Genomic DNA, 22,720 nt, shown 5'->3' with positions numbered 1-22,720 from the left:
CCGAATTGAACGCGGGATGATCGATCAAAGATCGTTTTCGCAGGTCACATTAGGTATGCCTAAGTGACGCAGGGCACCGCTCGATGATCCGGACGGCGCTTGTCAGTCTCCGCGGAATTACGCAACAATGGCGTTGTGAAAAACGTCGGCGAGGCTCGGGAGACCCCCCTGGGGTCCCCACAGGAGGAACTCGCGACCGGTGAGCGCTCCACGCGCAACCGCGTCGCGCGCTCCATCCTGGACCACGGCCCGTCGACCGTCGCCGAACTCGCCGGCCGGCTGGGACTGACCCAGGCGGCCGTCCGGCGTCACCTGGACGCCCTGGTCGCCGACGACGTCGTGGAGGCCCGCGAGCAGCGCGTGTACGGCACGCGCACGCGTGGCCGCCCCGCCAGGGTCTTCGCGCTCACCGACTGCGGCCGGGACGCCTTCGACCAGTCCTACGACAAGCTCGCCGCGGACGCGCTCCGCTGGATCGCCGAGCAGGGGGGTGGCCCCGAGGCTGTCGCGGCCTTCGCCCGCGCCCGGATCGCCGCCCAGTCGAGCGCGTACCGCAAGGCGATCGAGGCCGTCACGCCGGACAAGCGGGCCGAAGCACTGGCCAAGGCCTTGAGTGTCGACGGGTACGCTGCTACGGCGCGCAGCGCACCGGTCGGCGAGCAGCTCTGCCAGCACCACTGCCCGGTCGCCCATGTCGCGGAGCAGTTCCCGCAGCTGTGCGAGGCGGAGACGGAGATCTTCGCCGAGCTGCTGGGTACCCACGTCCAACGACTGGCGACCATCGCGCACGGCGACGGCGTCTGCACGACGTTCATCCCCAAGATTTCCAACGACGCACCTGCAAGCACGGCCGGGAGGAACCCCGCATGACTCTCCCCACGGAGACTGCCCACCCTGAGCTCGACGGCCTGGGCAAGTACGAATACGGCTGGGCCGACTCGGACGTCGCCGGTGCCTCCGCCAGGCGCGGCCTGAACGAGGAGGTCGTCCGCGACATCTCCGGCAAGAAGTCGGAGCCGGAGTGGATGACCAAGCTCCGCCTGAAGGGCCTGAAGCTCTTCGAGAAGAAGCCGATGCCGAACTGGGGCTCCGACCTCTCGGGCATCGACTTCGACAACATCAAGTACTTCGTGCGCTCCACGGAGAAGCAGGCGGAGTCCTGGGAGGACCTGCCCGAGGACATCAAGAACACCTACGACAAGCTGGGCATCCCGGAGGCCGAGAAGCAGCGCCTGGTCGCCGGCGTCGCCGCCCAGTACGAGTCGGAGGTCGTCTACCACCAGATCCGCGAGGACCTGGAGGAGCAGGGCGTCATCTTCCTCGACACCGACACCGCGCTGAAGGAGCACCCGGAGCTCTTCAAGGAGTACTTCGGGACCGTCATCCCCGCCGGTGACAACAAGTTCGCCGCCCTGAACACCGCCGTGTGGTCCGGTGGCTCCTTCATCTACGTGCCGAAGGGCGTGCACGTGGAGATCCCGCTCCAGGCCTACTTCCGCATCAACACGGAGAACATGGGCCAGTTCGAGCGGACCCTGATCATCGTCGACGAGGGTGCCTACGTGCACTACGTCGAGGGCTGCACGGCACCGATCTACAAGTCCGACTCGCTGCACTCCGCGGTCGTCGAGATCATCGTCAAGAAGAACGCCCGCTGCCGCTACACGACCATCCAGAACTGGTCGAACAACGTCTACAACCTGGTCACCAAGCGCGCCGTGGCCTACGAGGGCGCGACCATGGAGTGGATCGACGGCAACATCGGCTCCAAGGTGACGATGAAGTACCCGGCCGTCTACCTGATGGGCGAGCACGCCAAGGGCGAGACCCTGTCCATCGCCTTCGCGGGTGAGGGCCAGCACCAGGACGCCGGTTCGAAGATGGTCCACATGGCGCCGAACACCTCGTCCAACATCGTCTCCAAGTCGGTGGCGCGCGGTGGCGGCCGCACCTCGTACCGCGGCCTGGTCGAGATCGGCGAGGGTGCCCACGGCTCGAAGTCCAACGTGCTGTGCGACGCGCTGCTGGTGGACACCATCTCCCGCTCCGACACGTACCCCTACGTCGACGTCCGCGAGGACGACGTGTCCATGGGGCACGAGGCGACCGTCTCCAAGGTCTCCGAGGACCAGCTCTTCTACCTGATGAGCCGCGGTCTCTCCGAGTTCGAGGCGATGGCGATGATCGTGCGCGGCTTCGTCGAGCCGATCGCCAAGGAGCTGCCCATGGAGTACGCCCTCGAGCTCAACCGGCTGATCGAGCTGCAGATGGAAGGCGCGGTCGGCTGAGACCCGCCCCATCGGTCAGCACACGTCTTACTCAGAAAGCGAGCACTACGACAGCCATGGCTGAGGCTCAGAACATCCCGGTGGGCTCCACCACCGCCGGCCAGATCGCGGTCGCCGCCGAGTCGACCGTCGTCTCGCGCATGAGCGCGCCTCCGTCCTTCGACGTGGCGGACTTCCCGGTCCCGCACGGCCGTGAGGAGGAGTGGCGGTTCACCCCGCTGGAGCGGTTGCGCGGGCTGCACGACGGCACCGCGGTCGCGACCGGCGACGGCGTGAAGGTGGACGTCCAGGCCCCCGAGGGCGTGACCGTCGAGACCGTCGGCCGCGACGACGCCCGCATCGGCCGGGCCGGCACCCCGGTGGACCGCGTGGCCGCCCAGGCGTACTCCGCCTTCGGGCAGGCCGGCGTGGTCACCGTCCCCAAGGAGACGGTGCTCACCGAGCCGATCCGGATCGCCGTGCACGGCGAGGGCGGGGTCGCCTACGGCCACCAGGTGATCGAGCTGGGAGCCTTCGCCGAGGCCGTCGTGGTCATCGACCACACCGGTGACGCGGTGCTCGCCGCCAACGTCGACTACGTCCTGGGCGACGGCGCCAAGCTGACCGTCGTCTCCGTCCAGGACTGGGACGACAAGGCCGTGCACGTGGGCCAGCACAACGCGTTGATCGGCCGGGACGCCACCTTCAAGTCCTTCGTGGTCACCTTCGGGGGCGACCTCGTCCGCCTGCACCCGCGCGTCGCCTACGCCGGCCCCGGCGGCGAGGCCGAGCTGTTCGGCCTCTACTTCACCGACGCGGGGCAGCACCAGGAGCACCGCCTGCTGGTCACCCACAACACCCCGCACTGCAAGTCGAACGTCGTCTACAAGGGCGCGCTCCAGGGCGACGACGCGCACGCGGTCTGGATCGGCGACGTGCTCATCGAGGCCAAGGCCGAGGGCACGGACACCTACGAGATGAACCGCAACCTGGTCCTCACGGACGGCGCGCGCGTCGACTCGGTGCCGAACCTGGAGATCGAGACCGGCGAGATCGTCGGCGCCGGCCACGCCTCGGCCACCGGCCGCTTCGACGACGAGCAGCTCTTCTACCTGATGGCCCGCGGCATCCCGGAGCACGAGGCCCGCCGCCTGGTGGTCCGCGGCTTCTTCGCCGGGCTGGTCCAGCAGATCGGCGTCGCCGACATCGAGGAGCGCCTGCTCGCCAAGATCGAGCAGGAGCTGGAGGCTTCGGTCGCATGACCTTCGTACGCGCCTGTGGGCTGAGCGAGCTGGACGAGGACACCCCGAAGCGGGTGGAACTCGACGGCACGCCGGTCTCGGTCGTCAAGACCGAGGGCGAGGTGTTCGCGATCTACGACATCTGCTCCCACGCGAACGTCTCCCTCTCCGAGGGCGAGGTGGAGGACTGCCAGATCGAGTGCTGGCTGCACGGCTCCGCCTTCGACCTGCGCACCGGCAAGCCGTCCGGCCTCCCGGCCACGCGCCCCGTCCCCGTATACCCCGTAAAGATCGAAGGGGACGACGTTCTCGTCTCCCTCACCCAGGAGTCCTGAGGCACCCATGGCAACGCTTGAAATCCGAGACCTGCACGTCACCGTCGAGGCCGACAACGCCACGAAGGAGATCCTCAAGGGCGTCGACCTCACCGTGAAGCAGGGCGAGACGCACGCCATCATGGGCCCCAACGGCTCGGGCAAGTCGACCCTCGCCTACTCCCTCGCGGGTCACCCGAAGTACACGATCACCAGCGGCACCGTGCTGCTCGACGGCGAGGACGTCCTGGAGATGTCCGTCGACGAGCGCGCCCGCGCGGGCCTGTTCCTGGCGATGCAGTACCCGGTCGAGGTCCCCGGCGTGTCGGTCTCCAACTTCCTGCGCACCTCCGCCACCGCCATCCGCGGCGAGGCCCCCAAGCTGCGCACCTGGGTGAAGGAGGTCAAGGAGGCCATGGAGCGCCTCAACATGGACCCGGCCTTCGCCGAGCGCAACGTCAACGAGGGCTTCTCCGGCGGTGAGAAGAAGCGCCACGAGATCCTGCAGCTCGAGCTCCTCAAGCCGAAGGTCGCGATCCTCGACGAGACCGACTCCGGCTTGGACGTCGACGCGCTCCGCATCGTCTCCGAGGGCGTCAACCGCGTCCGCGAGACCGGCGAGGTGGGCACCCTGCTGATCACGCACTACACGCGCATCCTGCGCTACATCAAGCCCGACCACGTCCACGTCTTCGCCGGCGGCCGCATCGTCGAGTCCGGCGGCCCGGAGCTCGCGGACAAGCTGGAGAACGAGGGCTACGAGGCCTACACGAAGGGTGGCGCATCCGAGTGACACAGCTGCCGGGCCTCCTCGACACCGAGGCGATCCGCAAGGACTTCCCCGTGCTGGACCGCGTGGTCCACGACGGCAAGAAGCTCGTGTATCTGGACAACGCGGCGACCTCGCAGAAGCCGCGCCAGGTACTGGACGCCCTGAGCGAGTACTACGAGCGCTACAACGCCAACGTCCACCGCGGTGTGCATGTGCTCGCCGAGGAGGCCACGGCGCTGTACGAGGGCGCGCGCGACAAGGTCGCCGAGTTCATCAACGCGCCGAGCCGCGACGAGGTGATCTTCACCAAGAACGCCTCCGAGTCGCTGAACCTCGTGGCGAACATGCTGGGCTGGGCCGACGAGCCCTACCGGGTGGACCACGAGACCGAGATCGTCATCACGGAGATGGAGCACCACTCCAACATCGTGCCGTGGCAGCTGCTGGCGCAGCGCACGGGCGCGAAGCTGAAGTGGTTCGGCCTCACCGACGACGGCCGGCTGGACCTGTCGAACATCGACGAGGTCATCACGGAGAAGACCAAGATCGTCTCCTTCGTGCTGGTCTCGAACATCCTGGGCACGGTCAACCCGGTCGAGACGATAATCCGCCGCGCGCAGGAGGTCGGCGCGCTGGTCTGCATCGACGCCTCGCAGGCAGCCCCGCACATGCCGGTGGACGTGCAGGCCCTGCAGGCCGACTTCGTGGCCTTCACCGGCCACAAGATGTGCGGCCCGACGGGCATCGGCGTCCTCTGGGGCCGCCAGGAGCTGCTGGAGGACCTGCCTCCGTTCCTGGGCGGCGGCGAGATGATCGAGACGGTCTCGATGCACTCCTCGACGTACGCCCCCGCGCCGCACAAGTTCGAGGCGGGTACGCCGCCGATCGCCCAGGCGGTCGGTCTCGGCGCCGCGATCGACTACCTGAACTCGATCGGCATGGACAAGATCCTCGCCCACGAGCACGCGCTGACCGAGTACGCGGTGAAGAAGCTCGCCGAGGTGCCGGACCTGAGGATCATCGGCCCGACCACGGCCGAGGACCGGGGCGCCGCGATCTCCTTCACCCTGGGCGACATCCACCCGCACGACGTGGGCCAGGTCCTGGACGAGCAGGGCATCGCGGTCCGCGTCGGCCACCACTGCGCGCGGCCCGTCTGCCTCCGCTACGGAATTCCTGCGACCACGCGAGCGTCGTTCTATCTGTACTCCACGCCGGCTGAGATCGACGCACTGGTCGAGGGGCTGGAGCACGTTCGGAACTTCTTCGGCTGAGAGGCGTGAGCTGAGACCGTGAAGCTGGATTCGATGTACCAGGAAGTCATCCTGGACCACTACAAGAACCCGCACGGGCGTGGTCTGCGGGATGGCGACGCCGAGGTGCACCACGTGAACCCGACGTGCGGCGACGAGATCACCCTCCGCGTGAAGTACGACGGCACGAGGATCGCGGACGTCTCGTACGAGGGCCAGGGCTGCTCGATCAGCCAGGCCTCGGCCTCCGTGCTGAACGAACTGCTGGTCGGCAGGGACCTGGCGGACGCGCAGAAGATCCAGGAGGCCTTCCTGGAGCTGATGCAGTCCAAGGGCAGGATCGAGCCGGACGAGGCGATGGAGGATGTCCTGGAGGACGCGGTCGCGTTCGCCGGTGTCTCCAAGTACCCCGCGCGGGTCAAGTGCGCCCTCCTGAGCTGGATGGCGTGGAAGGACGCGACGGCCCAGGCCCTGGGTGGCGCCGACGCCGAAAGGAAGACGGCATGAGCGAGACCGCTGAGATGAAGCCGGCCTCGGAGGAAGAACTCCGCGAGGCGCTGTACGACGTGGTCGACCCCGAACTGGGCATCGACGTCGTCAACCTCGGCCTGATCTACGGCATCCACATCGACGACGCGAACATCGCGACGATCGACATGACCCTGACCTCCGCGGCCTGCCCGCTGACGGACGTCATCGAGGACCAGGCCAAGTCCGCCACGGACGGCCTCGTCAACGAGCTGCGCATCAACTGGGTCTGGATGCCCCCGTGGGGCCCTGACAAGATCACGGACGACGGCCGCGAGCAGCTTCGGGCGCTCGGGTTCAACGTCTGACACAGAGCCTGTGAAAGGGGCCGTGGCCGGGTGCCGCGGCCCCTTTCGGCGTGGTCCAGCCCGTCCACCAGCAGGAACGCCGAGTCCGCGCGGCACGGGGCCGGTGCCGGGGGGCGCGCGTACTGGGCGGTTTCTGTGAAAGTGAAACATTCTCGTTGTGTACGGCCGTACACACCGTTGTGTACGCTCGTACACATGGGATACCTGACGCTCGCCGGCGCCATAGCCGCCGAGGTCGCCGCGACGACGGCGATGAAGTACAGCGAGGGCTTCAGCCGGCTCTGGCCCTCGCTTGTGACGGCTGTCGGCTACCTCGTCTCCTTCGCGCTGCTCGCCCGGACCCTGAAGACCGTGCAGATCGGCACGGCGTACGCGATCTGGTCCGGGGTGGGTACCGCGGCCATCGCCGTCCTCGGCCTGCTGTTGTTCGGGGAGGGGCTGAGCGCGGCCAAGGTCGGCGGGATCCTGCTGATCATCGGGGGCGTGGTCGTGCTGAACCTGGGCGGGGCGAGCCACTGATGCCCCGCCGCTACGACCCCGACCGGCGCCGGCGCCTCATCGACGCGGCGATCCGCGTGGTCGGCAGGGACGGCATCGCCGGCCTCAGTCACCGCTCCGTCGCCGCCGAGGCCGACGTCCCGCTCGGCTCGACGACGTACCACTTCGCCACGCTCGACGACCTGCTGGTGGCGGCCCTCTGTCAGGCCAACGAGGGGTTCGCGCGGGTGCTCGACGCGAGCGGGGTCCTGACCGACGCCGGCGGCGATCTCGCGGCCGGTCTCGCCCGGGTCCTCGGCGAGTGGCTGGGACGCGACCGGCCCGGCGCGGAGCTGGAGTACGAGCTGTATCTCGCGGCCCTGCGCCGCCCCGCCCTGCGTCCGGTGGCCGCCCAGTGGGCGGAGGAGACGGCCCAGCGGCTGGCCGCGCGGGTGGACCCGGTGACGGCGCGGGCGCTCGTGGCCCTGTTGGACGGAATCTGCCTGCAGGTGCTGCTCACCGGTGGTTCCTACGACGAGGAGTACGCACGCGCCGCGCTGGCTCGGCTGATCCCCTGAAGCCGCGCCCGGCACGTGAGACGCGGTTCGCCCTGACCGCCCCGCCCACGTTAGGTTTTCTCTCATGACCGACTCTGCTCCCCGCACCACCGGCGCCGTCGCCGCCGGCCTCGCCACCATCGCCTCCGACGGCACCGTTCTCGACACCTGGTTCCCGGCCCCCGAGCTGGTCGAGGCGCCCGGCCCCGCCGGTACCGAGCGGCTCGCCGCCGAGCGGGCGGCGGAGCTCCTGGGCGGCGCCGCGACCGCGGCGATCGGCCCGGACGCCCGCCGGGGCGTCGAGGTGGTCGCGGTCCGCACGGTCATCGCCTCACTGGACGAGAAGCCGATCGACGCGCACGACGCCTATCTGCGCCTGCACCTGCTCTCGCACCGCCTGGTCAAGCCGCACGGCCAGAGCCTGGACGGCATCTTCGGCCTGCTCGCCAACGTCGCCTGGACCTCGCTCGGTCCGGTCGCCGTGGACGACGTCGAGAAGGTGCGGCTCAACGCCCGCGCCGAGGGCCTGCACCTCCAGGTCACCTCGATCGACAAGTTCCCGCGGATGACCGACTACGTCGTCCCCAAGGGCGTGCGCATCGGCGACGCCGACCGGGTCCGCCTCGGCGCGCACCTCTCCGAGGGCACCACCGTCATGCACGAGGGCTTCGTCAACTTCAACGCCGGTACGCTCGGCACCTCCATGGTCGAGGGCCGGATCTCCGCGGGCGTCGTCGTCGGCAACGGCTCCGACATCGGCGGCGGCGCCTCCACCATGGGCACCCTGTCCGGCGGTGGCAACGTGATCATCTCCGTCGGCGAGCGCTGCCTGATCGGCGCCGAGGCGGGCGTCGGCATCGCACTGGGCGACGAGTGCGTGGTGGAGGCCGGCCTCTACCTCACCGCGGGCACCCGGGTCACCATGCCCGACGGCCAGATCGTCAAGGCCCGCGAGCTGAACGGCGCCTCCCACATCCTTTTCCGCCGCAACTCGGTCACCGGCAAGGTCGAGGCCCGCCCGAACAACGCGGTCTGGGGCGGCCTGAACGACATTCTGCACAGCCACAACTGACCACCGGCGGCCGTGACCTGCGGCCGCCTTGCCGATCAACGCCCTGACCTGCTGCCGAGTTGTCGGCGGTTGTCAGCATTGATCATCGCTGAGCGCCCTTCCACGGCCACAGGACGGCCCGGGAGGGCGCTCGTGCGTGAGCACGGCATCAGGAGTTCGATCGAGTCCCCGTGGTTCCCCGCTGGATCTGGCGCGCGTCTGGCACGGACCTCAGTGGCGACGCCGAGGACTCCCACTGCGTTGGCGTACCTCCGTGCCGCCTCCGGACGGCTGCATGACAGTGGTGCCGAGGTACTTGACGGCGAGCAGGGCGACCTCAAGGTCAGTATGTCCTGCCTGGACCGAGTGGCCCATGATCTTCTCGGCCTTACGGATGCGGTAATGCACAGTGTTCTTGTGCAGGATTTCGTTGCTCGCCGTAGCGGTGTAATTGCACCCGGTCGTCAGGAAGTCGTGCAGGGTATCCCGCAACTGTGCGCACTGCTCGTCGTCGGCGGCCAGTGGCCCGAGGACTCTCCCCACCCAGGTGCGCAGGTCCGGCAGGTTCTTGCACATCAACGCGACCGGAGCGACCTGGGAGTACGCGGTGAAGCGGTGGCCGGCGGCACTCGCCGCCGTGGCAAGTTCTTGCGCGCGCAGCGCCTCCCTGTTCGTGCTGCGGAACCCCTCGATCCCACGCAGCACGCTTCCGGCGCACACCCGCGCGGAGGGTTCGCCGCTTTCGACCACTCTGGACAACCGCTCCCAGGAGACCTCGCTGCGGTGTGAACCGAAGGGCAGCCAAGCCCAGGCCAGTCCTTCGTCGCGGGGTACGAACAGCGGTCTGGCGGGACAGTCGAGTTCCTTCGCGATCTCGTGGGTGAGCCGGTCGAGGCGGACCAGTCCGGCGCCGCCACCCGTCGGCGCCGGCAGCCAGGCCACCAGCCCGAGGTGATGCTGTCGCAGGCGGTAGCCGAGAGCGGCTTCCGCCGAGTCGAGGTCTACCTCTTTCTCGGCCAGGATGTCCCGCACGCGCGCGGTACGCATGGCGTTCTGGCTCAGCAGCCAGCGTTCTTGCTCCAGGTGGTACACCTCGATGACATGCTCGGTGATGCTGTCGATGTAACCGAAGCTCACTTTCAGCATGCGCCGGTTGACGCCGGCGGAGACGACGTCGTCGACTTCCCGGCGGTCAAGCTCGTCCAGACACCATTGCAGGAAACGCCAGTGCCCGAGCCTGTAGGACCGGATCAACGCACTGACAGGAATATCCCTCTGAGCCAACCTCCTGGCATGCTCATTGGCCGAGGCAAGTCCCTCAAGGTTTTCCAGAGGGATGTCATTCTCGAAAATGTGCAGCAAGGTGGCAACATTTTCCTTGACGCTCGCCAGCAGAATTCTTTCGGCGGTGTCGTCCCCCCTGACCTGCGGGATTTCGATGAGCAAGTGTTCCCATACGTCGTGGGAGATCTCCGCGAGGTGTGACTCTACGTTTGCCGCACTCACGGACAGTTCCCGTACGGGTTCCGGACTCTCCATGCCCATGCTCTAAAGGCTACAAGGGATCCATTTCCACACCTGTACTTCGGCGCCGCCGAACGGTGACCGCTTTGTTTCCATGTCACAAACTACAACCAGAAGATGGTGAGTTGTGCCTGGTGCCTGTCCCGCCTTCCACTCCTACTCTCGTTCTTGCCGCCGCGATCCGGACGGCACGGCCCCGATCCCCGCGGACGGGACGGAGCCGCGGCGTCCCCCGTCAGCCGAGAGCCGCCGGAGAGGCAGGGGGCGACCGTCAGGAGGACGGCCCGACCGTTGGCCGGTGCGACAACGATCGCCCCGCTGTCTCCGGCCCGGTTCGTGGAAATCCACGTGAGGGGAGAAATCCGTTGACCGGGATGCTTCAGGGCAGCCTCTGTGAGCGGCTGGACCCCCGAGAGACGCCCGACGCCGCGATCGCGATGATCGACGCCGAGGGGACGGTGGTGGGGTGGACGAGTACGGCGCAGCGGCTTGTCGGTTACTCGGCCGCGGAAGTGGTCGGCCAGGCCGTCTCCACGCTCCTTCCCCTTGCCCGCCGAACGCTGCTGGACTGGGCGGCGGCCGAGGAGTGCCTTGCCCGGGGTGGCTGGTCCGGCACCGCGACCGTCCGGCACCGCGACGGCCATGCCGTCAAGGCGAGCCTGCGGTTCTCGCTGCTGTGGGGGCAGGACCGAGAAATCCATTGGCTCGTCTCCGGCACTGACATCGCCTCGCTCTCCCCGGTGGCGACCACCGGGTGGGTACGGGACTCACTTCTCACCCGCACGCCGATCGGCGTGGTGGTGCACGACCGGGACCTGCGCTGTGCCTGGACCAACGACGCGATGGAGCGGCAAGACGGCATTCCTCGAGACCAGCGGCTGGGACGCCGTCTCCCGGAGGCGCTGCCCGGCATCGAAGCTCAAAGGCTCGAGGAGGTGATGCGGCAGGTCCTGGACAGCGGCGTCACCACGGTCCATGAGTATCGGGCCTGCCCGGCGGCGGATCCGCGCCGTGAGCACGCGATCGCGGCCTCGTACTTCTGCCTGCAGCGCGCCGACGGCCAGGCCATGGGGGTGTGCTGCACGAGTGTGGACGTCACCGTCAGCCAGCGGGCGCGCGAGCGCCTGGCCATCCTCAGCGAGGCCAGCACGCGCATAGGCAACACCCTGGACGTGATGCAGATCGGTCAGGAGCTGGCGGACCTCGCTGTGCCCCTGCTGGCCGACTACGTCAACGTCGATCTGGCCGAGTCGATCCAGTTCGGCGAGGCACCCTTCGCCCGCATCGGCCCGTTGGACGACCGCCGCCGCATCCTCAGGCGCGCGGGCCTGGCCTCGATCCATCGCGGGGTCCCTGAGTCCCCGTGGGCGCGCGGTGAGCTGGTTCCCGTGCCACCCAACTCGCCCTTCATCAAGGTCCTTTCTTCCGGCCGCTCCCATCTGGAACCGGTCCTGGACGGTTCTCCCGGCACCTGGTTCGACCGAGATCCCGACCGGGCACAGACCATGCGGGAGAACGGCATGCACTCCCTGATGGTCGTCCCGATCCGTACGCAGCGCGCCTTCCTGGGCACGGCAGTATTCATCCGCACCGAGGAACCCGCACCGTTCCAGGAGGGTGACCTGCTGCTCGCCGAGGAACTCGTCAGCCGGACGGCGCTGGCCCTGGACAACGCTCGCCGGTACGCACGGGAACGCAGTGCGGCCCTCACCCTGCAACGCCACCTGCTCCCGCAGCGTTTGGTGCAGGGCACGGCCGTCGAAACGGCCTCACGCTATCTGCCGGCCGATGCGGACAACGGCGTCGGGGGCGACTGGTTCGACGTCATCCCCCTGCCCGGCGCCCGGACAGCGTTCGTCGTGGGCGATGTGGTGGGACACGGCATCAATGCCGCAGCGACCATGGGCCGGCTCCGCACCGTAGTACACACGCTCGCGGACCTCGACCTGCCCCCCGACGAGTTGCTGACCCACCTCGACGACACGGTCCGGCGGCTGGCCGAGGAAGACGCCGACTCCCAGGACTTGACCCGCGTCACCGGTGCGACCTGTCTGTATGCCGTCTACGACCCCGTCACCCGGAAATGCGCCATGGCACGGGCCGGGCACCCCCCGCCCGCGATCGTCGACCCCCACGGCAAGGTCACCTTCCCCGACCTGCCCACCGGAACGCCGCTCGGCGTCGGGCTGGGGGTCCCTTTCGAAGCGGTCGAGCTGGAACTGCCCGAGGGAAGCCGGCTCGCCCTGTACACCGACGGCCTGATCGAGAGCTACGACCACGACATCGACACCGGAATGAAGCGCCTGGGCAGCGCCCTGGCACGCCCTGGCCGGTCCCTGGAAGACCTCTGCTCCTCAGTGATCGAGGCATTGCCCACCCGGTCACCGTGCGACGACGTCACCCTCCTCGTCGCCCAGACCCACTCGCTGAACCCGAGCCGTACCGCGTGCTGGGAACTGCCCAGCGACCCGGCCGTCGTCCACCGCGCCCGCACCTTGGTCACCCGACGGCTGACCCAGTGGGGACTGGAACGTCTGAAGGCATCCACCGAGCTGATCATCAGCGAACTGGTCACCAATGCTGTCCGCCATGCCACAGGGCCGATCCGCCTCCGCCTGATCCGGCACCATGTCCTGACCTGCGAAGTCTCCGACACCAGCGACACCCTCCCCCGGCTGCGCCACGCGTGCGCCAGCGACGAAGGCGGCCGCGGCCTCTACATCGTCGCGCAGCTCTGTCGTCGCCACGGAGCCAGGTGCCTGACGAGCGGCGGCAAAACCGTGTGGGCCGAACAAGAACTCGACCCCGGAATCTGAGAGGGGAAGCGCGACGAAGAAGGCCGGATCATCGGCGCCGGCGGCACGGGTGCGGCGAGGACCAAGGGCAGGGTGACCCCATCGAGCCCCTTCACGGCCGGCCGTCCACCGTTTCCCGCGAGTTCCCTGCCGTCGTCACTCAATACGGCGGTCAAACACGCCCTTCGCCAAAACGCCGCGGCGAAATGCGCGATTATGGTGGAAGAGGCTGTTTTGGGCATGTTCCAGGGGGTCACAGATGGACGCCTCGGACGAACTCCTTCGAGGGGCTGACCCGGCGGCTCTTGTGACGCTGGACGGTGCCATCCGCAGCCTCAACGCTGCGATGGCCACCGCACTGGGCAGGCCGGCGGAGCAGTGCCTGGGACGTGACTTCCGTGATCTGTGGCCCGCGAGCCAGCGGACGTCGGCCGAGAGTCTCGTGGTGGCCGCCGTCAGGACCAAGACGGTCGCGATGCGGGTGCTGGACTTCCCCGGGCGAGGCGGAGCACCCATTGCCGGCTTGATCGAGGCGCGGCAAGTGAAGGATCCCGCCGGTGATGAGCCGTTGGTCTGGGTGCACGCACTGGATGCGCGAAACGACCTGGCCAGCCTACTGATCCCGTTCCGGATGGCCACCGCGGCCGCCCACCTCGGCCTGTGGATGTATTCACCCCGCGACCACCAGCTGGAGTGGCTCGGTGGCGCACCCGCCGTGGCCGCGCTCTTCCCGGATCCCACTACGCCGCTCTCCAGAGTGATGTCGGCAGTGCACCCTGACGACCGGGAGGCCTTGCGGCAGCTTCTGCGCTCGGCCTCCACCCAGCAGTCCCCCTGGGTAAGGTTGCGGTACCTCCCGCAGCACGAGGGCTGGCACCAACTGGCCACCCAGACCCGTCGGATCCAGTTGGGATATGGCGGCCCCGAGCGGATCTTCGGGCTGGTCCGCGACGACACCAAGCAGGAGAAGCGCAAGAAGAAGGCACAGGCCGCACTGACTGCCGAGCGACAGCGCGCCAGAGACATCGCCGACTTCTCCTCCGCCTTGATCACTGCGGCCACGGAGCAGGAGCTGCAGCAGGTCGTCCTGACCCGGCTCGCCGCGACCTTCGGCGCCAGCGGCGCTTTGCTCGCACTCGTCGACGAAGGTCGCCTGCGCGTCTCCACCGATGCCGGGATAGGCATGTGCGAGGTCGACGCTCTGCACGGCATGCCGCTGGTCCATCCCAGCCCGCTGCCCGAGGCGATCCGCACCGGCAAGTCCTACTTCATCCCCGACCGGACGGACTACATCCGCCGCTGGCCACACGGGGTCGAATTTCCGTGGCTGGGCCGACTCGGCTCCGACTACGCCGTCTCGATCGTGCCGCTCATCGAGGCCGGCAATCAACCGCTCGGGGCATGGCTGGTGACCTACCGCAGCGGGCACCGGCCGTCCCTGGACGAGCGGACCCTCGTGGGTACTCTGGCCGACCTGGCAGGCCAGGCACTGAGACGCATCAGGTCGCAACACGCACGAGTCGAGCTGGCCACGGCGCTGCAGAAGACCATGCTCCCCACCCTGCCCGAGCACCTCGCGGGCCTGGAGGTCGCCGCCCGCTACCGGCCGAGCCGCGACGGGCTGGACATCGGCGGAGACTGGTACGACGCCTTCGTCATGCCCGACGGTGCGGTCGCCCTGGAGATCGGCGACGTCCAGGGGCACGACGTGGACGCCGCCGCGGCCATGGGACAGGTACGCGCCTCCATGCGTGGGATCGCCGCCCACGAACCGGATCCCGCAACCGTGTTGACGCGCACCAACGAGCTGCTCGTCACGATGGACGCGGAACGATTCGCGACCTGCACCATGCTGCACATCGACCCGCGCGACGGACAGGTCACCGGCGCCAGCGCCGGCCACGTGCCGGTGCTGTGCGCGCGCAAGGACGGCAGCCACGGCATCCACGAACTGGCGGGCGGACCGGTCCTGGGGGTCGTGCCCGACACCGAGTACCGCGAGGAGACCTTCACCCTGGACGAGGACAGCGCGCTGGTCATGCTCACCGACGGCGTGGTCGAAGGACCGAACCTCACGTTGGAAGCCGGACTGGAACGAGCCGGAACACTGGCCGGCGGGGCCCTCCACGACGGACTGAACGCCGAGGAGACCGCCGACCGCATCCTCGACGCCGCGGTCGCGCTGGACCACCTCGACGACGTGGCCGTGCTGGTCATCCGACGCACATGACGGCGCCCACGTCCTCACGACCTCGTTGCAAGACCACCCCTCGCGCTCATCCGGCTCCAGCCGTTCCGCAGGCGCCTACGCGATGGCTGACCCACGCTTCCCCCGCCCGCACCTTCCACACCTCCTCAACCCATCACCTTCCCCAGCTCCCATCCCGTCCGCCTTCGACCCGCACACCGTGGTGGAGCCGGCGTGGTTCAGGACGTCAAGGTGGAGCGCGCCACTGTACGAACCGGACGCGCTCGCCTTCTCGGCCTGCTCCTCGGCTGACGGCCAGAGACAGACCTCGTCGGCCCCGAGGAAGCTCGCGGCCTTCCAGGGGTGTCCCCGGTGAGGCGTTCGGCTGGTGGTGATCCAGCGCTCGACGCTCTTGGGGTCCACTCCGCCGTGTTCGACGACGGACTGGATCGTCTCGCCCTTCGCCGAAATCGCCGCGCGCAGACGTTCGTTCGCCATGACGTGTCCTTCCTCGCGGACCTGCCCCTGCGCGCGGTCTCCTGATCTCACCGACGGGACGTCGGTCAGAGGCTCAACTCTTCAGGAGACGAGACGATGCGTCAGATCCCCGTGGACACCTCCGCCGCGACCGTGACGGTCGCCAGGAACCGCCGGCCCAAGGTTCGCGACCGTGGTACCGGCGAGATCGCCGCCGACGCCGACACCGGCGCGAAGCTGACGGTCGTGGACGTCATGTTCGCCGTGAACGACGAGGTCGAGATCCTCGCCGTCACCGACCCGGAGACGGGCTCAGCGGCGGCGGCCGGTTCGGGATCCACCACCTCCGACCTGGAGGCCGGGCCACAACTGATCACCACCGGCCACGGCCGGCGACTGCCCTCCAACGGACGGCGGTTGCCGGTGCCGGTCACCCCGGAGTGCCCTTCCGGCGGCCCACCACGGCGCGGAAGGGCGCTGGTGCGGCACGCCGCTCAGGGGCGCAGCCACGACTTCATAAGGGGACCCGGACGTGCCGGCGGGACGGCAGCCGGTGTTCGCCGACCGCTGGTCAGACCGCCAGGAGTTCCCCGTGCCGTGCCAGCAGCCCGTCGGCCGTGTCCCGGCCGGCGGGCAGCAGCGGTGCGCGCACCGGGCCCGCGGGCAGGCCGAGCCGGGCGAGCAGCGCCTTGGCGGTCACCGTGCCGGGCAGGCCCGCGCCCATCATCGCCTCGATCAACGGCGTCACCCGCAGCTGGAGTTCGGTCGCCCGGGCGGTTTCGCCCGCGTCGAAGGTGTCGAGGATCGCGGAGATCCGGCCGGGGACGGCGTTCGCGACCGTGCTCACACAGCCCGCCGCGCCGACGGCGTACAGCGCCAGTACGTGCTCGTCGCACCCCGCGTAGTACGCCAGGTCCGTGTGCGCCAGCACCTTCAGGGTGCCGAGGAGGTCGTAGGAGCAGTCCTTGACGGCGACGATCCGCGGGTGCGCGGCGAGGCGGATCATCGTCTCCGGCTCGATCCGGGTGCCGGTGCGGCCCGGGATGTCGTAGAGCATCACGGGCAGCCCGCTCGCGTCGGCGACCGCGCGGAAGTGCGCCTCCACCGCCTCCTGCGGCGGCCTGCTGTAGTACGGCGTCACCACCAGCACGCCGTCGGCGCCCGCCTTCTCGGCCGCGAGGGCCAGTTCGACGGTGTGCCGGGTGTCGGCCGTGCCCACGCCCGCGACCAGGGACACCCCGTCGCCGACCGCCTCGCGGACCGCCGCGATCAGCTCCGCCTTCTCCGCGTCCGTGGTGGTGGGCGATTCGCCCGTGGTCCCGTTCAGCACGAGGCCGTCGCAGCCCTCGGCCACCAGCCACGTGGCCAGCTTGCGGGCGCCGTCCGGATCGAGGGCGCCCTCCTCGGTGAACGGCGTGATCATCGCGCAGAGAGTGCGGCCGAAGGGCCGGGCGGTGGTGCGTGCGGTCGTCATACGAGTAGTCTCGGCACCCCATCGATGAAGCTCTACTTAATTCTTCTTCGAGGTATTGCTAAGCTTTGCTGATGAGTGTGGGGGGCGACCGAAGGCGCTGTGTCCAACTCGGCCCCTCATGGGTCACTATGGCCGGAGGGTCACCGACGTCCGTCATGGGAGGCACCATGAAGCTCGGCAAGGCACTGGCCACCGGAGTCGCCGAGGAGCGGCCGCTCGTCCGCGATGAGGAGCTCCCGCTGCCCGAGGAGACCGCCCGCACCGAACCGGCCGAGCCGGCCCGCGAAGAGGTCCCGGCCGCCCGATGAGGCTCCGGCTCCCGGCGGAACGCCCGACGGAGCCGCCGACCGGATACAAGATCGCCCACCCGGTGCTGTCGCACGACGGTACCCGGGCCGGGTTCACCGGTGTGTCGCTCGGCGGCGCGCTGCCGTACGCCGTGCTCGACGACGCCTCCTGCGTCTACGGGCGCCGGCACCGCTCGCCCGCGCGGCTGTGCGACTGCGGTTTCCACTGCGTCCACGACCGCGCGGCCGCCGAGGCCATGCTGTGCACCGCGGAACACCGCGCGGCCCTCCTGCTGGAGGTCTCGGTGCTCGGCGCCTACATCCGCTTCGAGCGCGGCTTCCGTTACGCACGGCAGCGGGTGCGCACAGCCACCGTCGGCCCGTGTGCCTGCGGCGCCACCGCCGCCGCGCTCTCCGACGCCGGCTGGGGCAGGCCCGGCTGGAAGGCCCTCGCCCCCGTCTGTGCCGGCTGTCTGCGCGGCCGTACGGGCGTCTCGCTCGCCGGTTTCGCCCGGCTGGCCGGAGAGGGGCTGCGGGTGGTGGCGCGGGACGGCGGTACGGCACCCCCGTCCCCCGGATTGGCGGCCGGCGCGGACCTGGGCGTGCCCGAACTCGTCGCGGAGGCAGCGCTGTTGCAGGCGCGTCTCGACTGGTTCCAGAGCCAACTCGCACGGCTCGGCGAGCGGGGGAACGGGGGATCGCAGCCGGGCTGACGGACTGACGGTCTTCGGCCCGGGTACCCGGATGTTCCGTACAGGAAGGAGGCGGAACATCGTGACCGTGACCCCGCAGGCACGGCCCGCGGCCGACGGGCACCCCTCCACGGGTGAACTCGTCGGCCGGGCCGCCGAACAGCTCTCCTTGCTGTTGCGGCAGGAAGTCGCCCTGGCCAAGGAGGAGTTGGCCGAGAAGGGACGGCGCGCCGGACGTGGCGGCGGCCTGCTGGGCGCCGCGGGCGCCGTCGGGTACGTCGGGCTGATGGCTCTGGCCGCTGCGGCCACCGCCGCCCTCTGTTCGGTGCTGCCGGTGTGGGCGGCGGCGCTGATCGTCGCCGGTGTGCTGTTCGCCGTCGCCGCGGTCCTGGCCGCGACGGGACGCGCCCAGCTGCGCCGTGCGGCGCCGCCCGCCCCCGAGGAGGCGCTCGGCAGCGTCAGGGCGGACGTCGACGAGATCAGGGAAAGGGCACACCGATGAAGCACAGGATCCCGCACGGCTCGGGCGCCAAGGGCCCCGACGAGCTGCGGCAGCAGATCGAGCACACCAGGCACCAGCTCGGCGACACCGTCGCCCAGCTGGTCGGCAAGGCCGACGTGAAGGGCCGGGCCCGGGTCCGGGCCGCCGACCTGATGGACAAGGCCGGCGCCATGACCGTACAGCTGCGCGCGAGCGCCGCCCAGGCCGGCCATGACGTGCAGGACAGGGCGGCCAGGGCCGGTCACGCGATGCAGGGCCGGGCCGCGCAGGCCGGTCACGCGATGCAGGGCCGGGCGGCCGAAGCCGGGCACGCCGTGCAGGGTCGGGCCGCGCAGATGGGGCACGCCGTCCAGCAACGGGCCGGTCACCCGGGCCACCACACCGCCCAGGGCGCCGTCCCCCAGCCGGTGCGCGGCGCGCTGCGCGCGGGCATGCGCCATCCGGGACCGGTCCTCGCCGTGGGCGTGCTGGGCGCGGCTGCGGTGACGGCCGCCATCGCCTGGCGCCGGCAGCGCCACCACTGACCGCCGGCCCGGCGCGGCAGGGACTTCGCCGGGCGCCGCACGGCCGCGGCTCGGCCGGCCGGCTCACCCACCCTCTCACCGAAAACTCGACCCGTCTGGACGAGGAAAATTTTCGGTGAGAGGGTGGACGCATGCTGGATGTGACCGTGATCGAGGATCCCGAGGCGGCAGCGGTGTCGCTGGACCCCACAAGGGCCCGACTGCTCGCCGAGCTGGCCGTCGGCCCCGCCTCGGCGGCGATGCTGGCCGGAAAGGTCGGCCTGCCCCGTCAGAAGGTGAACTACCACCTCAAGGCGCTGGAGCGGCACGGCCTGGTAGAGCTGGCCGGAGAGCGCCGCAAGGGCAATGTCACCGAGCGGCTGATGCGCGCCACGGCGGCGTCGTACGTCATCTCGCCGGCTGCCCTGTCTGCCGTACAGCCCGACCCGGACCGCTTCCGGGACCAGCTCTCCGCGCGCTGGCTGCTGGCGCTCGGCGCTCGCCTGGTGCGCGACGTCGGCGCGCTGATCACCGGCGCCACCAGGGCCCGTCAACGGCTGGCGACCTATGCCCTGGACGGCCAGGTCCGCTTCGCCTCCGCCGCCGACCGCGCGGCCTTCGTCCAGGAGCTGACGGCGGGCGTGAGCGCGCTGGTCCGCAAGTACGACGCCCCCGACGCCGAGGACGGCCGTGACCACCGGATCGTCGTCGCCCTCCATCCCACGGTCAAGGACCACCAGCCCGTCCCCGCACTGGACCAGTGAGAAAGAGCCCCGCCATGTCCCAGGAATTCGAGATCGTCCGCGAGTTCGAGGTCGACGTCCCGCCGGAGAAGGTCTGGGAGGCCGTCACCACCGGCACCGGTGGCTATCTGTGGCCGATGGAGCCGCCCGAGCCCCGGGTCGGCGGCTCGGGGCCGTTCGGGTCCACCGTCACCGCCTGGGACCCGCCCCACCGCTACACCAGCCGCAGCGAGGACGTCGGCTTTCCGACCCAGTCCCTGAACCAGCTCGACTACACCATCGAGTCCCGCGACGAGGGCCGCCGGGCCTGGGTGCGCTATGTGCACAGCGGCATCTTCACCGACGACTGGAACAACCAGTACGACGGCGCGAGCAAGCACACCAACTTCTATCTGCACACCCTGCGCGAGTACCTGACGCACTTCGCGCCCCGCCCGGTCGCCTTCGCCCAGCTGAACGGGCCCGCGGCCTCGGGGACCCCGCAGGCGCTCGCGGCCGTCGGCCACGCCCTCGGCCTGGGGGACGACGCCGCCGCGGGTGCGAAGGTCGCCGCCCAGGGACCCGGCGGGCGGACGCTGGACGCCGTGCTCGACTACCGGAACCCCTATTTCATCGGGCTGCGCACCGACAGCGCCCTGATCCGTTTCTTCGGACGCGGCCACTGGGGCGCCCCGCTCGGCATCAGCGTCCACGACTTCGCGCCGGACGCCGATGCCGAGGCGAACGAGGCCGCCTGGCAGGACTGGCTGAACGGGGTGTTCAGCCAGTCCTGAGCCGACGTCAGGGGCGAAAGCGCAGTACCTGCGGGTCGTGGTCGCTGATCTGGTCGTTGAACTCCGAGTTGATGTGCACGCTGTCGTACTCGAAGTCGCAGCCGCGCCGGATCGCCGGGCTGATCAGGATCTGGTCCAGGACCTGCTCGTTGCCCTGGTAGTCGTAGGTGTAACGCTCGCTCTTCGGCAGCGACTTGATCGCCGACCACAGCTCGCCGTCGCCCTCGAGGATTTTCGCGGTGTCGGAGAACTCGAAGTCGTTCATGTCGCCGAGCGCGATGACGTTCGCGTTGTTCTGGACCTTCAGGATGTCCTTGACGAACGCGTTCACCTCGGTCGCCTGCGCGTGGCGCTGGATCTCCGAGCTGCGTGTCACCGGCTGGTACTGCGCGGTCAGCGGCTGGTCGCCACCCTTGGAGATCAGGTGGTTGGCGATCACGAAGACCGTCTTGCCGCGGAAGACGAACTGGCCGACCAGCGGCTTGCGGCTGTCCTTCCAGGCCGCGTTCCCCGGGTCGATCCGGCCCGGGGAGGCCGTCAGCTCCGCCTTGCCGTGCTCCTTGGTGACACCGACCGCGGTGGTGGAGTCGCCGCCCGCGCGGTCCACGAAGGACACCCGCTCCGGGTTGAACAGGAACACCTGGCGGATGTTGCCGCCCGGCTCGCCGCCGTCCTGGTCGTTGACCGGGTTGATGGAGCGCCAGTCGTACTTGGGGCCGCCCGCCGCGACGATCGCGTCGATCAGCTTGTTCACGGTCTGGCTCGCGTCGACCGTGCCGTCGTCCGTGGCGCCGTTGTTGTCCTGGATCTCCTCCAGGGACACGATGTCCGGCGACTGCAGGTTGTTCACGATCGCGGCGGCGTGCTGGTCGAACGTGTGGTCCGAAGGGTCGAGGTTCTCGACGTTGTAGGTCGCCACCGCCAGCTCACGGCTCGACTGCTTCCGCGTGGTCTCGCGCTCCAGGCCGCCGCTCTTCAGCGTGCCGAGCCTGCTCGCGACGAGGGTGTAGCCGCCGTACTGGTTGAAGTCCAGCGGGCCGATGGTGGCGCCCTCCAGCGTGTCGCCGACGTTCGCCTTCGGGAAGTCGGCGGTCGAGCCCAGCGACTGGATCTGCAGCCGGCCGGTGTTCTGGGAGTCGTAGGAGCCGTAGACCGTGCCGCCGCGGCGGTTGCGGTGCTCCCAGGGCTTCACCGTCACCCACAGCTCGCTGTAGGGGTCGGTGGCGGTGACCACGCGGGTGTCCTCGACCTGGACGTTCATGCCCTCCAGGGACTCGTAGTAGTCCAGGGCGTACTTCGACGGGTCGAGGGTCAGGCCGTTGATCGAACCGCCGGCGGCGGCGTCGCCCTGGGGGGCGTACTCGTCCGGCACCGAGTCCTCGTCGATCACGACCGGCGCGGGGACCGCGTTGCCGGTGGAGACCGTGGTGATCGTCGGCTTGGTGATCTCCGTCAGCGACTGGTTGCCGGACGAGGCGCCGCCCGGCACGTACTCGGAGACGGTGCCGGTCACCGTCACCGAGTCGCCGACCGCGACCTTCGGCGTGGAGCCGGTGAAGACGAAGACGCCCTCGCTGGTGGCCGGGTTGTCGTCGGGGTTCGGGTCCTGGATCCAGAAACCTCTGGAGGAGCCGTACGTGCGCGTGGCCGTGACGATGCCGGGTACGTCCGCCACCTTCTGCCCGGCGAACGGGGATATCCGGGTCGTGCCCTGGATGTCGTGGATGCGCACCGCGTCGGCGTGCGCGGGGGAGGTGAGGACGACGGCGGACGCCGCGCTGCAGACGGCGGCGACGGTGAGCGCGGCGAGACGCGCGGTGGACCTGCTCGGCAAGGGATCCCTCCGGGGACATGACTGAGCGCCGGGACGAGGGTGGTACGGGAGCGTGTGGGGGTCGTAGCCCTCCGTGACACGCGTAGAGCCGAGTGAACAGTTGTCCCCCCAACTTCTACGCGCGTCAATCTCCAGCCTGGGCACGGGAGTTGTCAAGGTT

At 69.5% G+C, this 22,720-nt stretch carries 23 protein-coding genes and 1 pseudogene; 20 read left to right on the top strand and 4 right to left on the bottom strand.

The window, feature by feature from the left end; translation table 11 throughout:
* Nucleotides 1-135: 135 nt before the first annotated feature.
* The 11 genes from AB0L59_RS31305 to dapD all read left to right on the top strand — a co-directional run bounded on the left by AB0L59_RS31305 (nucleotide 136) and on the right by dapD (nucleotide 8,789).
* A complete protein-coding gene (locus AB0L59_RS31305; RefSeq protein ID WP_365589997.1) occupies nucleotides 136-870 on the top strand; it encodes a metalloregulator ArsR/SmtB family transcription factor in 735 nt (244 codons plus the stop codon).
* Nucleotides 867-2,288, top strand: a complete 1,422-nt coding sequence (sufB, locus tag AB0L59_RS31300; RefSeq protein WP_365589996.1) for a Fe-S cluster assembly protein SufB — start codon at nucleotides 867-869, stop codon at nucleotides 2,286-2,288. Before AB0L59_RS31305 ends, sufB begins: the two co-directional genes overlap by 4 nt.
* A gap of 56 nt (nucleotides 2,289-2,344) precedes the next feature.
* Nucleotides 2,345-3,529, top strand: a complete 1,185-nt coding sequence (sufD, locus tag AB0L59_RS31295; RefSeq protein ID WP_365589995.1) for a Fe-S cluster assembly protein SufD — start codon at nucleotides 2,345-2,347, stop codon at nucleotides 3,527-3,529.
* Nucleotides 3,526-3,843 (top strand): non-heme iron oxygenase ferredoxin subunit, encoded by a 318-nt coding sequence (locus tag AB0L59_RS31290; RefSeq protein WP_365589994.1) that lies wholly within the window; start codon nucleotides 3,526-3,528, stop codon nucleotides 3,841-3,843. The genes sufD and AB0L59_RS31290 overlap by 4 nt, the downstream gene beginning before the upstream one ends.
* Before the next feature lie 7 nt (nucleotides 3,844-3,850).
* Nucleotides 3,851-4,615, top strand: a complete 765-nt coding sequence (gene sufC, locus AB0L59_RS31285; protein WP_365589993.1) for a Fe-S cluster assembly ATPase SufC — start codon at nucleotides 3,851-3,853, stop codon at nucleotides 4,613-4,615.
* A complete protein-coding gene (locus tag AB0L59_RS31280) occupies nucleotides 4,612-5,868 on the top strand; it encodes a cysteine desulfurase (RefSeq protein ID WP_365589992.1) in 1,257 nt (418 codons plus the stop codon). Before sufC ends, AB0L59_RS31280 begins: the two co-directional genes overlap by 4 nt.
* A gap of 18 nt (nucleotides 5,869-5,886) precedes the next feature.
* On the top strand, nucleotides 5,887-6,354 hold the full coding sequence (gene sufU, locus AB0L59_RS31275; protein ID WP_365589991.1) for a Fe-S cluster assembly sulfur transfer protein SufU: 468 nt from the start codon (nucleotides 5,887-5,889) through the stop codon (nucleotides 6,352-6,354).
* Nucleotides 6,351-6,683 carry a metal-sulfur cluster assembly factor gene (locus AB0L59_RS31270; RefSeq protein WP_031166063.1) on the top strand — a complete coding sequence of 111 codons (333 nt, stop codon included), beginning with the start codon at nucleotides 6,351-6,353 and terminating at the stop codon, nucleotides 6,681-6,683. Before sufU ends, AB0L59_RS31270 begins: the two co-directional genes overlap by 4 nt.
* 195 nt (nucleotides 6,684-6,878) lie before the next feature.
* Nucleotides 6,879-7,202 (top strand): multidrug efflux SMR transporter, encoded by a 324-nt coding sequence (locus AB0L59_RS31265; RefSeq protein ID WP_365589990.1) that lies wholly within the window; start codon nucleotides 6,879-6,881, stop codon nucleotides 7,200-7,202.
* Nucleotides 7,202-7,738 (top strand): TetR family transcriptional regulator, encoded by a 537-nt coding sequence (locus tag AB0L59_RS31260; RefSeq protein WP_365589989.1) that lies wholly within the window; start codon nucleotides 7,202-7,204, stop codon nucleotides 7,736-7,738. Before AB0L59_RS31265 ends, AB0L59_RS31260 begins: the two co-directional genes overlap by 1 nt.
* Before the next feature lie 64 nt (nucleotides 7,739-7,802).
* Nucleotides 7,803-8,789 (top strand): 2,3,4,5-tetrahydropyridine-2,6-dicarboxylate N-succinyltransferase, encoded by a 987-nt coding sequence (dapD, locus tag AB0L59_RS31255; protein WP_365589988.1) that lies wholly within the window; start codon nucleotides 7,803-7,805, stop codon nucleotides 8,787-8,789.
* 210 nt (nucleotides 8,790-8,999) lie between these two features.
* Here the strand turns inward: dapD and AB0L59_RS31250 are convergent, their stop codons facing one another.
* Nucleotides 9,000-10,313, bottom strand: a complete 1,314-nt coding sequence (locus tag AB0L59_RS31250; protein ID WP_365589987.1) for a helix-turn-helix domain-containing protein — start codon at nucleotides 10,311-10,313, stop codon at nucleotides 9,000-9,002.
* 353 nt (nucleotides 10,314-10,666) lie between these two features.
* Between AB0L59_RS31250 and AB0L59_RS31245 the strand changes: the two genes are divergently transcribed.
* Both AB0L59_RS31245 and AB0L59_RS31240 read left to right on the top strand, forming a co-directional pair.
* The gene (locus AB0L59_RS31245) at nucleotides 10,667-13,108 is read left to right on the top strand and encodes a SpoIIE family protein phosphatase (protein WP_365590013.1); all 2,442 of its coding nucleotides are present in this window, start codon (nucleotides 10,667-10,669) and stop codon (nucleotides 13,106-13,108) included.
* Between the two features lie 238 nt (nucleotides 13,109-13,346).
* On the top strand, nucleotides 13,347-15,317 hold the full coding sequence (locus AB0L59_RS31240; RefSeq protein WP_365589986.1) for a SpoIIE family protein phosphatase: 1,971 nt from the start codon (nucleotides 13,347-13,349) through the stop codon (nucleotides 15,315-15,317).
* Nucleotides 15,318-15,392: 75 nt separating this feature from the next.
* Here AB0L59_RS31240 and AB0L59_RS31235 read toward each other — a convergent pair whose 3' ends face one another.
* The gene (locus tag AB0L59_RS31235) at nucleotides 15,393-15,773 is read right to left on the bottom strand and encodes a hypothetical protein (protein WP_365589985.1); all 381 of its coding nucleotides are present in this window, start codon (nucleotides 15,771-15,773) and stop codon (nucleotides 15,393-15,395) included.
* Between the two features lie 96 nt (nucleotides 15,774-15,869).
* Here AB0L59_RS31235 and AB0L59_RS31230 point away from each other — a divergent pair.
* Nucleotides 15,870-16,064 (top strand): annotated as a pseudogene (locus AB0L59_RS31230) (hypothetical protein); the annotation flags it as partial.
* Nucleotides 16,065-16,323: 259 nt separating this feature from the next.
* On the opposite strand, the gene dapA reads toward AB0L59_RS31230, so the two are convergent.
* Nucleotides 16,324-17,226, bottom strand: coding sequence for a 4-hydroxy-tetrahydrodipicolinate synthase (gene dapA, locus AB0L59_RS31225; protein ID WP_365589984.1), 903 nt, complete (start codon nucleotides 17,224-17,226; stop codon nucleotides 16,324-16,326).
* A 167-nt stretch (nucleotides 17,227-17,393) separates the two neighbouring features.
* On the opposite strand from dapA, the gene AB0L59_RS31220 reads away from it, so the two are divergent.
* The 6 genes from AB0L59_RS31220 (at nucleotide 17,394) to AB0L59_RS31195 (ending at nucleotide 20,726) form a co-directional block, all read left to right on the top strand.
* On the top strand, nucleotides 17,394-17,534 hold the full coding sequence (locus tag AB0L59_RS31220) for a hypothetical protein (RefSeq protein ID WP_365589983.1): 141 nt from the start codon (nucleotides 17,394-17,396) through the stop codon (nucleotides 17,532-17,534).
* A complete protein-coding gene (locus AB0L59_RS31215; protein WP_365589982.1) occupies nucleotides 17,531-18,226 on the top strand; it encodes a hypothetical protein in 696 nt (231 codons plus the stop codon). Before AB0L59_RS31220 ends, AB0L59_RS31215 begins: the two co-directional genes overlap by 4 nt.
* Before the next feature lie 61 nt (nucleotides 18,227-18,287).
* Nucleotides 18,288-18,707, top strand: coding sequence for a phage holin family protein (locus AB0L59_RS31210; protein ID WP_365589981.1), 420 nt, complete (start codon nucleotides 18,288-18,290; stop codon nucleotides 18,705-18,707).
* Nucleotides 18,704-19,231, top strand: a complete 528-nt coding sequence (locus tag AB0L59_RS31205) for a DUF3618 domain-containing protein (RefSeq protein WP_365589980.1) — start codon at nucleotides 18,704-18,706, stop codon at nucleotides 19,229-19,231. Before AB0L59_RS31210 ends, AB0L59_RS31205 begins: the two co-directional genes overlap by 4 nt.
* A gap of 131 nt (nucleotides 19,232-19,362) precedes the next feature.
* Nucleotides 19,363-19,974, top strand: coding sequence for a winged helix-turn-helix domain-containing protein (locus AB0L59_RS31200; RefSeq protein ID WP_365589979.1), 612 nt, complete (start codon nucleotides 19,363-19,365; stop codon nucleotides 19,972-19,974).
* 14 nt (nucleotides 19,975-19,988) lie between these two features.
* Entirely contained in the window at nucleotides 19,989-20,726 is a 738-nt protein-coding gene (locus AB0L59_RS31195) for an SRPBCC domain-containing protein (protein ID WP_365589978.1), read from the top strand.
* Nucleotides 20,727-20,733: 7 nt separating this feature from the next.
* Here AB0L59_RS31195 and AB0L59_RS31190 read toward each other — a convergent pair whose 3' ends face one another.
* The gene (locus tag AB0L59_RS31190) at nucleotides 20,734-22,560 is read right to left on the bottom strand and encodes an endonuclease/exonuclease/phosphatase family protein (RefSeq protein WP_365589977.1); all 1,827 of its coding nucleotides are present in this window, start codon (nucleotides 22,558-22,560) and stop codon (nucleotides 20,734-20,736) included.
* Nucleotides 22,561-22,720: the final 160 nt, after the last annotated feature.

It is taken from the genome of Streptomyces sp. NPDC052109, assembly GCF_040680195.1.
In the GTDB taxonomy this organism is placed as follows: Bacteria; Actinomycetota; Actinomycetes; order Streptomycetales; family Streptomycetaceae; genus Streptomyces.
This window is presented reverse-complemented; position numbering and strand designations above follow the sequence as displayed.

What these genes read in the sequence shown, in the direction of transcription:
- AB0L59_RS31260 (WP_365589989.1), top strand. Translation starts at nt 7,202, where the DNA reads ATGCCCCGCCGCTACGACCCCGACCGGCGCCGGCGCCTCATCGACGCG.
- AB0L59_RS31240 (WP_365589986.1), top strand. Translation starts at nt 13,347, where the DNA reads ATGGACGCCTCGGACGAACTCCTTCGAGGGGCTGACCCGGCGGCTCTT.
- AB0L59_RS31245 (WP_365590013.1), top strand. Translation starts at nt 10,667, where the DNA reads ATGCTTCAGGGCAGCCTCTGTGAGCGGCTGGACCCCCGAGAGACGCCC.
- AB0L59_RS31270 (WP_031166063.1), top strand. Translation starts at nt 6,351, where the DNA reads ATGAGCGAGACCGCTGAGATGAAGCCGGCCTCGGAGGAAGAACTCCGC.
- AB0L59_RS31220 (WP_365589983.1), top strand. Translation starts at nt 17,394, where the DNA reads ATGAAGCTCGGCAAGGCACTGGCCACCGGAGTCGCCGAGGAGCGGCCG.
- AB0L59_RS31200 (WP_365589979.1), top strand. Translation starts at nt 19,363, where the DNA reads ATGCTGGATGTGACCGTGATCGAGGATCCCGAGGCGGCAGCGGTGTCG.
- dapA (WP_365589984.1), bottom strand. Translation starts at nt 17,226, where the DNA reads ATGACGACCGCACGCACCACCGCCCGGCCCTTCGGCCGCACTCTCTGC.
- sufB (WP_365589996.1), top strand. Translation starts at nt 867, where the DNA reads ATGACTCTCCCCACGGAGACTGCCCACCCTGAGCTCGACGGCCTGGGC.
- AB0L59_RS31205 (WP_365589980.1), top strand. Translation starts at nt 18,704, where the DNA reads ATGAAGCACAGGATCCCGCACGGCTCGGGCGCCAAGGGCCCCGACGAG.
- AB0L59_RS31290 (WP_365589994.1), top strand. Translation starts at nt 3,526, where the DNA reads ATGACCTTCGTACGCGCCTGTGGGCTGAGCGAGCTGGACGAGGACACC.
- dapD (WP_365589988.1), top strand. Translation starts at nt 7,803, where the DNA reads ATGACCGACTCTGCTCCCCGCACCACCGGCGCCGTCGCCGCCGGCCTC.
- AB0L59_RS31265 (WP_365589990.1), top strand. Translation starts at nt 6,879, where the DNA reads ATGGGATACCTGACGCTCGCCGGCGCCATAGCCGCCGAGGTCGCCGCG.
- AB0L59_RS31195 (WP_365589978.1), top strand. Translation starts at nt 19,989, where the DNA reads ATGTCCCAGGAATTCGAGATCGTCCGCGAGTTCGAGGTCGACGTCCCG.
- sufD (WP_365589995.1), top strand. Translation starts at nt 2,345, where the DNA reads ATGGCTGAGGCTCAGAACATCCCGGTGGGCTCCACCACCGCCGGCCAG.
- sufC (WP_365589993.1), top strand. Translation starts at nt 3,851, where the DNA reads ATGGCAACGCTTGAAATCCGAGACCTGCACGTCACCGTCGAGGCCGAC.
- AB0L59_RS31235 (WP_365589985.1), bottom strand. Translation starts at nt 15,773, where the DNA reads ATGGCGAACGAACGTCTGCGCGCGGCGATTTCGGCGAAGGGCGAGACG.
- AB0L59_RS31250 (WP_365589987.1), bottom strand. Translation starts at nt 10,313, where the DNA reads ATGGGCATGGAGAGTCCGGAACCCGTACGGGAACTGTCCGTGAGTGCG.
- AB0L59_RS31215 (WP_365589982.1), top strand. Translation starts at nt 17,531, where the DNA reads ATGAGGCTCCGGCTCCCGGCGGAACGCCCGACGGAGCCGCCGACCGGA.